The sequence below is a fragment of the Lactiplantibacillus sp. 30.2.29 genome, from assembly GCF_018991255.1.
Lineage (GTDB): Bacteria > Bacillota > Bacilli > Lactobacillales > Lactobacillaceae > Lactiplantibacillus > Lactiplantibacillus pentosus.
The window spans coordinates 1-16,489 of the sequence record NZ_JAGYGU010000013.1 but is presented as its reverse complement, the minus strand read 5'-3'; the positions used below and the strand labels follow the sequence as shown (position 1 = coordinate 16,489).

Genomic DNA, 16,489 nt, shown 5'->3' with positions numbered 1-16,489 from the left:
TTCTTCCTTTCAAATTCAATCCAAGCTCACTTCCAGCAAGTCTTGATCATACTCAACAGTTTCTTCATTACCAACACAGATTTTAGTAATTGTTCCTTCCTTATCCGAAACAATATTGTGCATCATCTTCATCGCCTCAATGACGCCAACCGTCTGACCTTTTTTGATATGGTCGCCAACTTTCACTAGTGGCCCTTCTCCTGGATTGGTAGCAGTATAATAAATGCCAACTAAGGGCGCCTTGATGGTTGATATTGAAGTTGCAGCACGGTTTGATTTTCTGGAATCACTACCATCAGCATCAGCTACTGGTAGCCCTGACGATTCACCGTCAACAGGCTGACGTTCCAGGTGATAGTGTCGGTCACCCTCTCGATAATCAAACTTTGTCACGCCATACGCACTCATCAACGCCATAATACTTTTGATTTCTTTAACATCCATGACTTCACTCTCCTGCTTTAAATAATCGTTCTATCTGTGCGGCAACCCGTCTATGAGTAAACGATATTTGTGGCTGCATCTGCCAAGGGGACACCTTCTCTGCTTGTTGACTGGTCCTTAACGACTGCCATTCAAATCTGAGTAGCTGCCCAGGTACTAGCTGAACCAACATGCTGAGATCCTTTGGGACAACAACCCCGATAACCGGATATCCACCAGTCGTTTGTCGATCAGCTAATAAGATAATTGGCTGTCCACCACGTGGCACTTGAATGCCACCCATAACGGTTGCTTCAGACAGCATCTCCGGCAATTCACCAGTATCTATGCTATCTCCCTTCAACCGAATTCCCATTCGATTAGACGATTGACCGACAACATAGTCGTTTTGAACGAATGTTGCACAAGTTTCTTTTGAAAACCAGTCAGCTTGTGGTCCAGGAGTAATGTGGATCACCACGGGTTGTTTTGCCGACTGCACTGAATTTTTCATGGTAAGCGCCCACTGATCCTGATGATTAGGTAATGGTTTGGGCCAACAATCAGGTAGAATCGTTTGAAGATAGTCGCCACTTTCCAAACGCCGGCCGTGAAATCCACCAACATGCGACAAAACACTTGTTGACCGTGATTTCAGAACCGGTGCAACTTGGACGCCACCGTTGATTGCCATATACCCATAACGACCTGCTCTCAGTTGCCCAATCTCTAGCCGGTCTCCTCGTTCAACAGCTAAGATAAAATTGGGGATAAGGCTACCATTCAGCTTTGAGGTAACCAGGCCCCCTCCAAAGGCAATCACGTTAGGACTAGTAAATATTAGTGTGGGGCCGATGATTGCATATTCGAGGACAGCTGCCTCTTTTGAGTTGCCAACCAAAATATTAGCCCGCATTGCGGCATTCTGATCCATACTCCCAGCAGTCGAGAACCCTGACGCCATGCCTAAATAGCGACCTTCATCTTGAACCGTTGTCAAAAAGCCACCGGATTCAACTCTAATCCCCATAATTCAACACCTCTGTTCAGTTAAGCTTAATTTTTGTGGATGCCGACGCCACTGCCAGTATTCTCGGGAACTAATTGCATCAAAATGAATGTAATCTCCCGCATGATAATAAATAACAGGTGTCCGATTGACATCGAATAACTGTACCGGCGTCTGACCAATTATCTGCCAGCCGCCCGGTGACTCAACAGGATACATCCCAGTTTGTGACCCGGCAATTCCTACCGCACCAGCTGGTACAACTTTCCGAGGTGTTTCTAGTCGTGGGGTCGCAATCTCAGAGGCTAAACCACCCAGATAGACAAATCCAGGTAAGAATCCCAACATATAAATAAGATAATCAGGATGGCAATGGGCAGTAATCACTTCGCGCGTTGTTAAATGTGCATGTTCTGCAACAAATTCCAAGTCCGGAGCAAAAGGAGGCTCATAACAAACCGGAATATGCAGAATATGCTTGGTTTTCGCGTCCTCAACAACAAGAGTTGACGCCGCATTATTGATAATTTGTGTTATCTGGGGCATCGTCAACTGGTCTGACCTGTAAAACACCGTAAGCGTACGATACGCGGGTACCATCGCTTGAATACCGTCTGATATATATTTTTTCAACTGATTCATCAATGCAAGTATGAATCGATTGATTTCAGGATCAATTCGGTTTGGCATCGTGATATTGACCGCTGACGCTCCTGCCGGAATAATTTTGTATTCCATTCTCAATCCTCCTGTTAATTAGAAAATGATTAGAAGTTAGCTTAACACATTCCAAGCCAAACTCAAATTCATGACGATGATTTGAAACATTTTAGCTCTTGATTTTTAGTTTGAGTGACTAATATATCAATGATTATTCAGTAAATAACTTTAAGATATATAGTTTTTAACGTTAATCAGTTAAAAAAATAACGGCTTATCAAAATTGATAAACCGTTATCTCTATAATTGTTTTCTAATTTTACTTGTTTACTGATCTCTTTGTCGTTTATTTGAGAAGATTATGTTTTAGCCGGATTTTATCTCTTTGGTTATAGAATTCAGTCAAAGCATTTTGCATTAACTAGCCCTACTCCGCAAACAACGTCTCCACCAGCGTATCTGCCACCGTCCGCGCCGTCCCAAATGTTGGGAATAAGTGTGGATACAAGTATGGTACGGCATGAATTCCCAGATAGACCGCCATTTCGGGATGCTCAGGCACTAATTCGGCGTATAGGTTGGGGATCATAACATCCACACCGGCCACGGATAACTGTAAGTCCGCCACCAACTTTTCAACCGCTTCAATATACGATTGATGCATGTCATCAGTCGCATCGAGGACGTCTGCCCCATTCCCAAAGGTCGCATCTTCACGCAATAAAATCTGTGTTCCACGACTGACGACCGAGTCTAAATCAAGATGGTAGGAAGCCAACCGATAACGTTCGATTGTCCCTAGTTGAAGTTCTGATTGTGGGTACTGGAAGGCAGGTCCACGCAATGCTCGGCCATTTTTGCGCGCAAGTAGGGCCTCAACGGTGGAACGACCATCCCCCACGATGTTAGCAGGGAGCCGCTCAACAATCGCCTGAACGTGCCCACCAATGACTAAGAAGCGATAGCTTGAAGCAACAACGACTTCTTCCGCCATTACCGCACTCGTTTGCTCAAATAATTGCCGGACGACTTGTTCGAACAACTGCCGTTCTGGCATGATCCGGAAAACGACCACTTTATGCGTCGCATCCGCAGCTTTTAACACGATACCGCCCGCTTGGACGTACCGGTCATAGTCGTCGATTAACTGGTTGGCCGAATGGTAAGTCTGTGAAGCGGGCACCTGTACCCCGTGTTCAGCTAAGACTTGTTTGGCGGCAGCTTTATGTTGCAAAACCGTCGTCAAGGCTTGTGGATTCAAATCAGTGCCGCTGCCATTGACCACCAGCCGTGATTGACCGAGCTTCGTTAATCGTAAAATATTTGCGGACTCGTCGATCACATCGGCCTGAATACCACGTGTCAGTGCCGCCTGCACCACCTGTTGGCTGGAAATATCCAGTCCAGTAAAGCCATCGAGTTCAAATGGTCGTTCAGTTGCTGCTTCCTGATAGTTAGCTGCCTGTTGCAACGCCCAAGTTAACGGTTCTGATTCACTGGCAATCCGCGCACTCGGCGTCTTTTTCGGATCGGTGACCCGTTGCTTTAACTGTTTCAACAACACGGCGTCATCATTCGGCAATCCATACGCTTTCACGAAATCGGCCAGTGCATCTAAAACTTGCGCTGCCGGAATGGCCTGAGCACTGGCGGTCGTTGGATTTTCAGCTAAAACCTGCTGGGTTAATTGGTCCGCCTGGGCATTGACTTGTGGCACCAGTTTGGTTGGTAAACCAGGCATCATCACGAAATAACTGGCCAATAGACGTATCAACGCGATGGCATTGGCGTCGACCCCGTTGGCCTTGGTTGGATCCAGGTCAAGGCCGCGGTACTCAACATAGTAGACCCCTTGGCGTGCCATCGTAGCTAACTGGCCATTACTGTGAAACCGAACTGGACCATCGAAATCGTTCACAGATAACAACTGCTTTTGACGCACTGCAGCCGTTAATTTCGCAACGTAGCGGTCAATCGTCGTGTAGTCCCCAGTGACCGGTTGGTAGCGCCCATCTGGATGCTGAACACTACTGCGCCGTGGCCGCGTCTTGGTATCGGTCACAGCTAATCGCGGTGATGCTCCAAATAGATACTGAATCAGCCAGTTCATCCGCACAAAGCCTTGTGCGACTTTCAAATAAATCGCGTTGCGAAAATCGACATAACTATGATATTGCTGATGAAAGACTTCGCTATACAGCCGCGTAAATAGTTGCTCATTGAGGCTCAAATTCACGTGCGTCCCAGTCGTCAGTAGTTTCTGGATGTCCGTCTGCTGAGCCAAGTCACGGCGGTGCTGGTAACTCGTTTGGTCAACATCCGCCAGTTGAATCGTCGATAAGTCTTCCGGCAAAACTGGTGTACTTGACAGCGGCCAGAGCTGTTCATCAGCCGCTAATGTCCGGCGAGCGGCCATGTTTAGCCCGTTCAAGTCGGCCATCAACGTTGGAATCGTGTGCCGAACGGGTGTGGCTATTTTTAACGTACTAGCCGCAAAGCCCGGTCGCAATTGCCGATTTTGCTGAGGACTGCCAAACCTCTGCGGATGTGGTGTGGTCGCGAGGTGGCCCTGGCGATCAATACGCTGCATCGTGACTTCCAGCCCGAGGTTCGTCTGATGAACGAGCGGGACCAAATGATACTGAACAATTGCTTTGCCAACTGCATCTAATTCCATAATTGATCAATCCTTATTTTTTATTTAGTCTTCTAAACCTATGCGCATTGTGATAATTGATTTTGAGGAATGGTGATTACAACGTGCCAGTAGTTGGTTTACCGTTGCCAGCCGAGTGTATAACCTAATCCAACTTTCAGGGCTGCCGACAACGCTAAAACGAGGCGGCATCGATTGAAACTCACGCAGCACCTCACTGCTTTTCGCGGGCCCAAGCTGGCGGATTTGGCGCTTAAGAACTGGTACGTTTAATCATCTTTATTGTCATATCATAACCAACACAACACGTAAACCTATTATTCGGTGTCGGTCACTGTAAATGCTATAATAGTTGGGACTAGTTTTGCAAGGAGGAATTACACGATGCAACAACCATTAGCTTATCGCATGCGTCCGAAAACACTTGAAGACGTTGTCGGTCAGCAACAATTGGTCGGTCCGGGCAAAATCATTGCGCGGATGGTCAAAGCCAAACGGTTATCATCCATGATTTTGTACGGGCCACCGGGTACCGGCAAGACAAGTATCGCCAGCGCGATTGCGGGCTCGACTAAGTACGCCTTCCGAATGCTCAACGCGGCGACCGATAGTAAAAAGCAACTCCAAATCGTCGCCGAAGAGGCTAAAATGAGCGGGACTGTAATCTTACTGCTTGATGAAATCCACCGACTCGATAAAACCAAACAAGACTTTTTATTGCCCCACTTAGAAAGTGGCCGCATCATTTTGATTGGTGCCACGACTGAAAATCCATACATCAGCATCAATCCGGCGATTCGCAGTCGGACGCAAATTTTTCAAGTTTTCCCACTGACCGCTGACGATATCCAGCACGCAATTGAACGGGCGCTTGCTGACAAAACTAACGGTCTCGGTAATTATCAAGTGGATCTGGATCCCGCTGCCATGCATCATCTCTGCACGGCCACCAATGGTGATTTACGGAGTGCGCTTAACGGACTGGAACTCGCGGTACTTTCTTCGACCCCAGCTGAGGATGGGACGATCACCATTTCGCAAGCCACAATTGAAGAATGTTTACAGAAAAAGGCCCTTTCAGCTGACAAAGATGGCGACGCCCACTACGATGTCATCTCCGCTTTTCAAAAATCGATTCGTGGGTCAGACGTCAATGCAGCCTTACATTATCTCGCCCGGTTGGTGGAAGCCGGTGACCTAAAGAGTATCATGCGCCGCCTGATGGTCATCGCATATGAGGACATTGGTCTAGCAAATCCAGCCGCATGTGCCCATACCGTCTCGGCTGTTCAAGCCGCTGACCAACTGGGCTTTCCGGAAGCACGCATTCCACTAGCCGACGCGGTCATCGAGCTGGCTTTATCGCCGAAGTCCAATTCTGGAATCAGTGCAATTGATGCCGCTTTGACGACGGTTCGCAACGGACACTTCGGTGATATTCCAGACGACATCAAGGACGCCCATTATCAAGGGGCGGCTAAACTCGGTCACGGTGTCGGCTATGATTTTCCCCACGACCACCCCGGAGACTGGGTCGCGCAACAGTACTTACCAGACGCGATCAAGTCTGACCAGTACTACGAACCGAAAACGAATGGTCGCTACGAAACTGCCCTCGCCCAGCAATACGAAAAATTATTAAAAGCCAACGCACGAAACCGCTAACAATCGCGAAGCTGTGCTTATAATTGCAACTTTTATTTTTATATGCTAGACTAAGAGTCGAAATTACTAAGGTGTGCGCATTGCTCTAAACAAAGTGTTGCCGAACAATTAATACTACTTTGGGATGTCCGTTAGCTAATCCCATAACATGCCTTATCCTTTGGTAGTTAGCGGATTAGTCAGAACGTCCCACCTGCCTTGAAGCGGGTCAATACTGAAGGGCGATTAACGGCACCACTAGTTTTTCCGGAAGTTTACTTCCGTCGGTCAGGACTTGTCCTGGCCCTTTTTTTATTCACAATTTTATGCGCCCGCTAAACGGTTGGTTCGCTGACGGTCCAATCTGCGCCCGGCATTTCATCCCCTGCGTTGCAGTTGTCTTCCGTTCTGGAATCCGCTAAAATAAAACCATCATCACTATTGGAGGCACATTTTGATTACTTTACTGCTCGTCCTTTATACCCTAATTGCCGGGTGGCTCAGTTACTACTTACTGACCCATCAGTCACGGCCGTTTCTATTTTTCGACCCAAATAAGGCACCCACCATCAAACACGTCGCCCGTTATGGTGGTAGTTTGATGTTACTCGTTACACTCGGTTGCCTGGTCGCCATTTTTGTCCAAACGACGATGTTGATCGCCATTGTGCTGGCCAGTGGTTCACTAATTATGATGGCCATCGCACTAATTTTGGTCAGTTTTATGCAAATCTCATAGAAAACGCTTTTTATTTTTTACGAAAACCTTTACAATATAGTTATAAAGTAATGAGGGGTGAGAATGATGTTACAACAATACCAACACATTTTAGTTCCTGTTGATGGTTCCTATGAAGCGGAATTAGCATTCAAGAAGGCGGTCGCGGTCGCGAAACGGAACGGCCCTAACGCTTCCGTTCACATGGTGCACGTGGTTGACACCCGGGCATTCCAAAACATTTCTAGTTTTGATACGACCATGGTTGAACAAGTTACGGATACCGCACAAAAGACACTGGACAAGTATGTTGCTGAGGCTAAAGCGGACGGCTTAGATAACGTCGATTACTCCATCGAGTATGGCGCACCAAAGACGATTATCGCACGGGACGTTCCTAAGGACATGGGCATTGACTTAATCATGATTGGCGCCACCGGTTTAAATGCCGTTGAACGATTATTGATTGGTTCCGTCACTGAATATGTCACCCGGATGGCTGTTTGTGACGTGCTCGTGGTTCGGACTGACTTAGAGAATAAGCCTGCACCAAAACCTAAGAAGAAATAAGCTTTATTAATCATAATCGACGCGCTAAAGGCTGAAAAGTCTTAGCGCGTCTTTTTATGCTTGATAGCGTTAAGTTACACAGGGTTTCAAAGTCCTCCTGATTGTCGTCTATAATGTTGACCCATTGTGCTAGTTATTCTTCAGCAGCAAAGATGATTAAATCATGCTGTTTTGGATTGCTGTTCGTCAGCCGGTGATCTCCTTATTCCGACTTCCGGGGCTGGCTGACAACGCTGGAACAGGGCGGACATCGATTTGAACTCACGCAGAAAATCACTGCGCAATTTCAAATACGAGTCTTCTTCTAGCCCGGGAAATTCACCCGGACAAGAAGAATTTCGCCCTTGAGCATTGTCCGCCAGCCCCTCCAGTCGGGAAGCCGCTCGAATGGCGGATAAACGGCCACCGATCTAGGTGCAATTGACCACTGAATCTTAAGTGCCTAGTTCTTCAAGTAAATGATTGAGCGGAAACTGTGATGCTTTATAGTATTTATGTACTGGAAGATTTCCTAAATGTTACTCGCTAATCCAAATGGCAACTGGTCTTGAAATTAGTCGATAAAATTGTCCTCGTTTATCGTTCGAAACTTTGCTATCTCAGGACGACCAAAGAAAGTTATGGCAAGTCCAGTGAACCCGATGATTCGATGATTTAAAACCCGGGAAGAAAGTTTAGCTATCATTGAGAACAAGTCTGACAGTTAAATGTCAAACGACTGTTAGCCAAGAATCAACGACTAATCCAACAAAAAGTTGAGTCCGCACATGTCCGCCTTTCGAATACCATCCCGGCTGGAAGGTATTCTGGGCAAGGCCCAGTGCTTCTCAGAGTGTGAGGCTCAGACGGTTGGGACTGAGGATTAGCCTAGCTAGAGCGTTAAGCGGTGCTTTTCCGCTTGGCGTTCTGGCGTAGCTAACCGGAAGTCCCAGTCTGACCCGAACACGTTTCATCCATACTGCAGCTAACGTGAAAGACCAGTATTTAAGACATGGGTTGTCGGCTTAAATCTGTGTCCACCACGTTCTGGCCATTGCCCAGAATGCCTGGAAGCCGGCTTAGGACGAACGTACAACAGCAAGTTTCCAGTAACTCGCACCGTTTCCAGCGGGTTTCAGCTGGCAGCACTTGAACTTAGAAAACAGCATGATTCATGACAAATTGACTAACACAATGCGTGATGTTGACTAGGAGATAACATCGTGAGAATGTCGCCATTGTGGGGCTACTGACAACGGCACAAAAAAGCCAGCTAACGACGCCGGCACTCATAGAAAGAGAGAATCCCTCCTACTAGGCTGGTCTAGCGTTAGCTGGCTCATATCGCGAATTAAGCTTCGTTTGCCACTTGCAATGGTGCAATGTGGTAAGCGGCCATTTCCTTGGTAATCTTTTCAGTTAAAGAAGTGTTGTGCGTAACGAGGCTCAACGCGTAGGCCACGTAATAGTGGTCGTGCGCGGATTGCACGTTGTTTAACACGACCTCGTTGGCGGCTTTTTGTGCATATAACCGATCCAACAAGTACAATGACTGGCTTTCTTGGGCCTTCTTGAGGGCTAAGTCGATCAACTCAAGGGCTTCTTCTGGGAAGTTGATCTTTGCATAGAGCTGTGCGGCTGAAGCGTAAATCAAAATCTCATTTTGCAAGTAGTCATCGTCGCCCATTGGCATCGCTTGCGCGTCGATCGTATGCAAGGTCGCCACGGCTTGTTTGACAAAAATCTCAGCCTTATCATAAGCCTGCTTACGTTCATAAGCCAAGCCGGTCCCCAAAGTGGCTAAAATAGCATACATATCATGACTAGACTTCACAAACTGGTTCAATAACAAGCCAAAGTTGAAGATTGCTTCGTCGGCGTTGTCGTTCAAGACAAGCTGTAAGTAGCCTTCGTAGTAGTAATATTGTTTCTTGTCATTATTACTACGCAATTGCTTTGGCCGGATCCGTTGAAAGACATCCTGCGCTTCTTGGAGCTGCGTGTGACGAATCAATGAATCAATTTTTTTGAAAGTCCGATATAACTGGTCATCATTTTCAATAATCACTTCTGACAAACGAATTCCTAATCGATTACAGATTTTCATCATAATCTTCATACTAGGAATCTTGCTTTTTTTCTCAATCAAACTGATCGTTGCCTGGGTACAAATACCCTCTGCCAATTCTTTTTGCGACATGCCCTTACGCTTCCGGAACTGCCGCACCTTTTCGCCTAATATTCTCATGCTTAACCCCTCTTTTTTGATCTGCCTTAAACCAAACTCAGTTGTACCTACCCTTACCCGACCCCACTTCGTAAGTAAGGGTATCGTGACACCTAATCAATCCTCATTAAAACGTTCGAATAATTGAGTCCTAGTCAATTGGACAATACCAATTACGCATATAATTATATTCACATAACGGAATTTAAGCAAGAAATACGCGTAATTCTTATTTAATATTAAGTTTATACCATGTTAACCGCGTTAGGTCATTTATTAATTATCGACTGACCCTGTTTGTTAACCAGCCAAATTAAGGCCTTGTTCATTAAAAGTGATAACTACTGAAAGCGATTCAAAGCCGAGCCAATTAGCCTTACATAAGGTCAAAATCAATTGTCATGACACCCTCAACAATCTGAATCCGTATCCTTAATAATTAAGCGGGCTTCTCATAGTCTTTTCAGCGGATTATAACCACTCCAGGAACCAATTTATCAATTGATAAAAATAATAATGGCTGCTGTCAGTCTGGACACGGCGTAACTGTCCAGGACGGTTGGTAATGATGCCATCCGCCCCCATCGCCGCTAAGCGCTGCATGTCAAACGACCGGTCGACCGTCCAAAAATAGACCGGTTGTTGGTGCCGATGTGCAGCACTGATCTGTTCACGGGTGGCTGTCAGCGCTTGTAACGAATAAAAATTTGCGACCGAATCTGCAAAATCAGTCAGATAAAATGGCGTAATGAACCCCACTGATAACTTGGCATTCCGCTGATGCAATCGTTCAATCACCCGGTAATCCAACGAATGCACGGCCCCCTGATGACGCACGATCAACTGCGCATAGCGGTCCGCAAACGGCCCCATCAATTGGTCAGCCGGTCCGACCGCTTTGATCTCGACTAATAGTGGCTGGTGTAACTGTTGGGCAATGGCGAAGTATTGTTTAAACGTACTCAACCGCCCCGTATGGCCATGTTCACGCAGCGGTAAGCCACTCAAATCATTGACCGGATAATCACGGACGGTTCCAGCTTGCCCAGCTAAAGCCTTTAGCGTCGGATCGTGCATCACGACCCAGTGTAAATCGGCAGTCGGCTGAATATCCATCTCCACCATATCGGGATGCGTCTGCTTAACGGTCTTTCTGAGCGCCGCTGTCGTGTTCTGTACGCCGTCATGGCCATTGACACCCCGATGGGCAATCACGGCTGGTGTGGTCTCAGGAGGCGTTCCTAGCCACCAACCCGCATAGCCTAGTAAACTCAATCCGCCAATCAGCATTAACAGTCGCCCCTGCCACTTTGACCGTACGCGTGTTTTCGAATCGGGCCAGTGAATCGACCACCACGCCATCAATACGTGCCACCACCAAGCTTGTCCCATGGCGAGCACAATGATAGCAAGCACGCGACTGACCAGTTGGTTACCGATGTTGCCCAGCGGCGTGATGCCACCCAGCCAAACGAGGCCAGTGCCAATCACCACTAGCCCCAGCCAACCAATGATTGCCAACAGCTTGGCAAAACTGGCTTTGAATACCGACCACCAATGTTTTTGTCGCCCGGCGCGCCAAAAATCACGCCAACCGGTCGGCATTGCCATCAACTGAGCAACCCCCGCTAACCATTTCCAGCTCGCTAACCAACAGAACAGCCACAACGGGATGACGACTGGCAGCCACTCATAACGGGTATTAAAAAGCCAGTTTTGCCAAACCGCTGGTAACTTCAAACTCGCCTGAACAGTCGGTAAGTAGCTGAACCAGCCGAGCGGTAACCACCACACCGCCAGTACAGCTATTTGGCACCATAAACGGCCAATTTGGCGGACCGTCCAGCGCCGACGACTACTGCGAACAGCGAATAACGGTAGCCAAAGACTCAGTAACAGTAAGCCCCCAAGTGTGACGATGCCGCCCAGCTGAATGCCCAGTAACTTCACCACTAGGGCCAGCCACAATCCGACTAGCCACCAGCTTGCGAATGGTCCGGTTAATTGTCGACGACTCGCCAACCATTGACCTTCGCGATGACTCACTTTGACCCCTCCTCGTAAAAAAAGGTGGTTGCGATGAATGACTTCATCCCAACCACCACGACATTCACCAATTATTCTGCGTCCAAAGCCACAAAATCGTAGTGAATTTCAGATTGACGTTTAAATTCATCAAACCCAAGTTGAATCAACTGATCGATCAAATCAGTATAACTGATTCCTGAGACTTCCCATAATTTCGGATACAAACTAATATTCGTGAAACCAGGTAAGGTGTTGATTTCACCCAAATAAGGTTCGCCATCTTCAGAAACTAAGAAGTCAACGCGGGCCATGCCTTTCAACCCTAAGGCTTTAAAGGCATCTAATGACATTTGTTGAATCCGTTGTGTTAAATCTGCGGGCAATTCGACAGGTAATTCGAAGGTCACACCACTCGCGTCCACGAACTTATTGTTATAATCGTAGAACGTATCCGTCTTAGGCACGTCGATGGCACCAAGCTTAGAAGCTTTCGGATCTTCGTTACCCAAGATTGAGCATTCGACTTCACGCGGATTGTCGATGGATTCTTCGACCAAAATCTTGTAGTCATACTTGAAGGCATCTGCTAAGCCGTCCAGATATTCCTGCTCGTTTTCAGCCTTGTGGATCCCGACCGATGACCCTTGGTTCGCTGGCTTAATGAATAAATGATCGCCAACGTGTGCTTGCAAATAAGCATAGGTCATTTGTTCCCGGTTTTCAGGCGTTACCACGACATACTTGGTGTTCTGAATGTGATGGTGTGTCAAAATCTGCTTGGTAATGTCCTTATCGAAACTAGCAGCAGAAGCTAACACGCCACTCCCAACATACGGCTTTTTCAATAGTTTGAAGAGTCCCTGTAAGGTCCCGTCTTCCCCTAAATTACCGTGCACAACTGGGTAGAAAATATCAATATCCTTAGCGAGTGCAAGGTTCTTGATGGGTGCTAATGGATCACTCATGTCCAACTTCGGCATTTCTTCGGCCACCACTTGATCCTCTGGTTCACCATCAAATACCCGCCGAGTTGCGGCATCACTTAGCACAATTCCGTCCTTTGTCAGTAAAAACAAATCAACATCGTACTTATTCTTGTCCATGGCATCATAAATGTTATGAGCGGAACGCTTTGAAACATCGTGTTCTGAAGAGTTCCCGCCAAATAACATCCCAACGTGGATCTTTTTTTGTGTCTCCATAATTTTGTTCATCCTATCAAGGTTTATTTCATACTACGGCTTAATTAATTCTACAATATCTGAGCACAATTGGAAACATTTTTGCAACCAAAACATGCTTTTTTAAGCATTGAAGGGCCCAGTCAAAACAACTTTACCTAACATTTGACCCGTTTCAACGATTTCATGGGCTTGCCGTAAATTAGCTGCATTGATGCCAGTCAACGTTTGTTTGGTCGTTGGAACGATGATCCCAGCATCCGCCAGCTGAGCGACGCGCGCCAAGATAATCCCCTGCGTCGCCATGGTCGTCAGCTGATAATTGGCCTTCGTGAACATGAACTCCCAAGCAAAGTTCAAGCTCTTGGGCTTCAGCAAGTCCATCGGTAGCGGCTTCTGATTCGTCACCACCGCCACAATCGTCCCGAGTGGTTGGACCAGTGGGGTCACGATTGGCAAGTACAGATCAGTAGAATGCAGTAGGATCGCATGCTCGACACTGTCTAGACCCGCAGCGGCCAGTTGTGGCGCCAAGTCCTGATGATAATCCAACACGACATCAGCACCAAGTTGCTTGACCCAGGCAGTCGTTTCAGGCTTACCAGTCGTCGTGACCACCGTGAGCCCGGCCCACTTAGCCAATTGAATCGCCATGGAACCAACTCCACCGGCACCATTAATGATTAAAACGCTGTGACCGACATTGGCATCCGCAGCTGCCGTATAAGGTAACTTTTCAAACAAAGCTTCCCAAGCAGTCAAAGTCGTCAACGGTAAGCCTGCCGATTCAGCGGTCGTCCAGGTTTTCGGTGCACAAGCCACGAGTCGTTCATCAACGAGTTGATACTGGGCATTACTACCAGGACGGTCGACCGCGCCAGCGTAATAGACGATATCGTCGGTCATGATCGCCGTAACGGCCTCCCCGACTGCCAGGACCTTTGCGACAGCGTCAAAGCCTAGTATCCGTGGTGTCGTGACTTCAGGCTGCCCCTGCCGTTGCTTCGTATCAATCGGATTAACTGACGTCGCCAAGACTTCCACGAGAATATCTCGTCCCTGTGGCCGTGCGACGTCAATCGTCACGTCCTGTAAACTCCGTGGGTCACTGATCAGTAATCCTTGTAAGACCCCAACTGCTTTTGCTTGCATTCAAAAGACTTCCTTTCAAAACTATCCTAAAAATTCCAATTCATCATCTAAATAATCGACCACCGCGGTTGGCAAATCATCATGGAGCGCTAAGGCTTCTAGCAACCGATTCCGATTAAAGATCTGCGTCCATTCTGCTTCACTATTGGGGTGACGGTGGGCCATTAACCGTTGGTGCCACCGTTTGAGTGCCATCAGCAAGTACTCACAATACAACTCATCCTTATTGGAAATCAGCGTCAAATAAGACGACAAGCGCTCTGGTTCGCCAAAAATCAAGGGCGTCGTCAGTGTTTGATAACGACTCATCAGGGCCGCCAATAACAGCAATTTATCCGCACGCGCTAATTCTGATTCATCCGCTAACTCGTCTAAAATATTGCCGATATGCGTATAGGCATGGGCCCACCCGGTCGTCCCAACAAAGCCGCGCGTATCCTGCTCAAGCAAAATATAAGCGGTCATCTGGGTAACGATGAGCTCCAAGCGTGCGGGGGTCATGAAAGTTAACCCCGCATGGTCGGCATATAGTAAAACTGATAATAATAAAACGGCAAATGAGCGCTGATAAACGGCGTCATTCTGTGGTTCATCGATATGGGCAAATAACACGTCATCTTGAATCAACTGGTCGAAAATATCGCCCAGCTGTTGCGTTGTCAGGACTTGCTGTTGCAAGGCCTCATTTAGTAAATAATAACCACCCTGGTCACGCACACGCGGATTGCGTGAGCCAATATGTGCCATCAACTGTCGAATCTGCTCATCACTGATGGCCGTCAACGTGCCCTTCGTTAATTGTTCGTGAAGGTCCGCAATCAAGGGCAGGACTTCCTCATCACTAGGAAGCGTCACCGTCGTTGTGACCGTCTGCGGCAACTGCGCAACCAGCCCGTCCATCCGAATTGGTAACGACTGATAGAGTTGTCCTGAGCGCAGTTGCTGTCTCAATTTTAAAACTGCATCTTTAACCTGCTTCAATTTCTCTGCTTGCATAAATGACCTCGTAAATATCCAATTTAACTTCTATTTTAGCATGTTGGCGCCCGTCTGCCCAAGAGAACCCACTAGTTTTATAAAGGACCATCAAGATCGACTGATGACTACTCAGGTCGCTCTTGATGGTCCCTAACTAAATCGTTTGATCATGTGTTAATTATGCGTTAACTTCGGCACCTGGCAGCACGTCGACCTGTGACTTGATAAACTTGGCTGAGGCTGCTAATGACGCTTGTTCATCAGCCGTCAGTTCAAGTTGGATCAAGGATTCGATCCCATTTTTGCCAATCACAGCCGGCATACCGACGTAAGTTCCAAATTGCGGGTCAAACGCCGAAACTGGGCAAGCGAGCTGCGCGTCAGCACTAACCGCTTCCGCCAAACGTACGCCACAAGTGGCAATCGCAAAATTGGTGTAGTGCTTTCCGGCCATGACAGCAAAGGCCCCCTGCCGCGCATCTTCTTCCAACTGGTCAAGATTCAAGCCAGGGAATTTCTTGATTGGCTGACCATTCACACTGACCGTGGACCAAGCGACAAATTGGGAATTGCCGTGTTCGCCATAAACATAGCCTGAAACATTTTTACCGTTCGTCCCAGTTGCTTGTCCCACATATTTTTGCATCCGTGCCGTATCGAGGAACGTCCCGGTCCCAAAGACCCGGTTGCGTGGGAAACCAGTCATTCGCTGTAAGTAATCGGTCATCACATCACACGGGTTCATGATATCAATGAGAATCCCCTTGAAGCCGGACGCCACGATCTTAGGCGCAATATCACGGACGATGGCTTGATTCAAATCGTATTCACCAAAGCGCCCCTTTGAACTGTTCATATCGATTGCCCCAATATTACCGGAAGCCACAATCAATACTTCGGCGTCTGCTAAGGCATCGTAGTCATTTAAAATGATTTTAGTTGTTGAGCTTAGCCGAGGAGACGCATCGTCTAAATCGAGCTTTTGGGCCTTCGCCAAGGCCTCATTCTTGTCAATTAAGACCAATTCATCAACAATTCCTTGTTGAACCAACGTATAAGCCACCGTCGCACCGACTTGGCCTAACCCGATCACACCATATTTACGCATGCTGCAAACTCCAATCTGTAGTTTATTTAACTTGGTAAGCGTACCTTGGAACCGCTATAAAGTCAAGCAGGACGCTGTCTCACGGGATTTTAAGGATGTTCTAATTTTGAGGTTTTCATGTATGGGGTAGTGACTTGTTCGTCGGCATTTGCTCGT

At 47.4% G+C, this 16,489-nt stretch carries 13 protein-coding genes and 1 other RNA gene; 4 read left to right on the top strand and 10 right to left on the bottom strand.

All coding sequences use genetic code 11. The features are described from left to right. Positions 1-15: 15 nt before the first annotated feature. The 4 genes from KGF65_RS08615 to gshAB form a co-directional block, all read right to left on the bottom strand. Complete coding sequence (locus tag KGF65_RS08615; protein WP_101873216.1) at positions 16-444, bottom strand: biotin/lipoyl-containing protein; 429 nt, start codon at positions 442-444, stop codon at positions 16-18. A gap of 4 nt (positions 445-448) precedes the next feature. Then, positions 449-1,453, bottom strand: coding sequence for a biotin-dependent carboxyltransferase family protein (locus KGF65_RS08610; RefSeq protein WP_216748368.1), 1,005 nt, complete (start codon positions 1,451-1,453; stop codon positions 449-451). 3 nt (positions 1,454-1,456) lie between these two features. Then, complete coding sequence (pxpB, locus tag KGF65_RS08605) at positions 1,457-2,170, bottom strand: 5-oxoprolinase subunit PxpB (protein WP_088771035.1); 714 nt, start codon at positions 2,168-2,170, stop codon at positions 1,457-1,459. Positions 2,171-2,519: 349 nt separating this feature from the next. Beyond that, positions 2,520-4,769, bottom strand: coding sequence for a bifunctional glutamate--cysteine ligase GshA/glutathione synthetase GshB (gene gshAB, locus KGF65_RS08600; RefSeq protein ID WP_216748369.1), 2,250 nt, complete (start codon positions 4,767-4,769; stop codon positions 2,520-2,522). Positions 4,770-5,132: 363 nt separating this feature from the next. Here gshAB and KGF65_RS08595 point away from each other — a divergent pair, with 363 nt between their 5' ends. The 4 genes from KGF65_RS08595 (at position 5,133) to KGF65_RS08580 (ending at position 7,680) form a co-directional block, all read left to right on the top strand. Further along, a complete protein-coding gene (locus KGF65_RS08595; protein ID WP_050339385.1) occupies positions 5,133-6,413 on the top strand; it encodes a replication-associated recombination protein A in 1,281 nt (426 codons plus the stop codon). 60 nt (positions 6,414-6,473) lie between these two features. Beyond that, a non-coding RNA gene (ssrS, locus tag KGF65_RS08590) (6S RNA) lies at positions 6,474-6,661 on the top strand. Between the two features lie 185 nt (positions 6,662-6,846). Continuing rightward, entirely contained in the window at positions 6,847-7,131 is a 285-nt protein-coding gene (locus tag KGF65_RS08585; protein WP_021338337.1) for a hypothetical protein, read from the top strand. Positions 7,132-7,197: 66 nt separating this feature from the next. Beyond that, positions 7,198-7,680 carry a universal stress protein gene (locus KGF65_RS08580; protein WP_003644650.1) on the top strand — a complete coding sequence of 161 codons (483 nt, stop codon included), beginning with the start codon at positions 7,198-7,200 and terminating at the stop codon, positions 7,678-7,680. A gap of 1,330 nt (positions 7,681-9,010) precedes the next feature. Here the strand turns inward: KGF65_RS08580 and KGF65_RS08575 are convergent. The 6 genes from KGF65_RS08575 to KGF65_RS08550 all read right to left on the bottom strand — a co-directional run bounded on the left by KGF65_RS08575 (position 9,011) and on the right by KGF65_RS08550 (position 16,333). Then, positions 9,011-9,907 (bottom strand): helix-turn-helix transcriptional regulator, encoded by an 897-nt coding sequence (locus tag KGF65_RS08575; protein WP_003639202.1) that lies wholly within the window; start codon positions 9,905-9,907, stop codon positions 9,011-9,013. A 450-nt stretch (positions 9,908-10,357) separates the two neighbouring features. Beyond that, positions 10,358-11,932: a glycerophosphodiester phosphodiesterase gene (locus KGF65_RS08570; protein WP_216748370.1), complete on the bottom strand. Its 1,575-nt coding sequence runs from the start codon at positions 11,930-11,932 to the stop codon at positions 10,358-10,360. Positions 11,933-12,003: 71 nt separating this feature from the next. Continuing rightward, positions 12,004-13,116, bottom strand: coding sequence for a D-alanine--D-alanine ligase family protein (locus tag KGF65_RS08565; protein ID WP_003639204.1), 1,113 nt, complete (start codon positions 13,114-13,116; stop codon positions 12,004-12,006). Between the two features lie 102 nt (positions 13,117-13,218). Then, a complete protein-coding gene (locus tag KGF65_RS08560; protein ID WP_209042088.1) occupies positions 13,219-14,247 on the bottom strand; it encodes a zinc-binding alcohol dehydrogenase family protein in 1,029 nt (342 codons plus the stop codon). Positions 14,248-14,268: 21 nt separating this feature from the next. Then, positions 14,269-15,243 carry a DUF2785 domain-containing protein gene (locus KGF65_RS08555; protein ID WP_216748371.1) on the bottom strand — a complete coding sequence of 325 codons (975 nt, stop codon included), beginning with the start codon at positions 15,241-15,243 and terminating at the stop codon, positions 14,269-14,271. 160 nt (positions 15,244-15,403) lie between these two features. After that, complete coding sequence (locus tag KGF65_RS08550) at positions 15,404-16,333, bottom strand: L-lactate dehydrogenase (RefSeq protein ID WP_050339390.1); 930 nt, start codon at positions 16,331-16,333, stop codon at positions 15,404-15,406. Between the last annotated feature and the right edge of the window lie 156 nt (positions 16,334-16,489).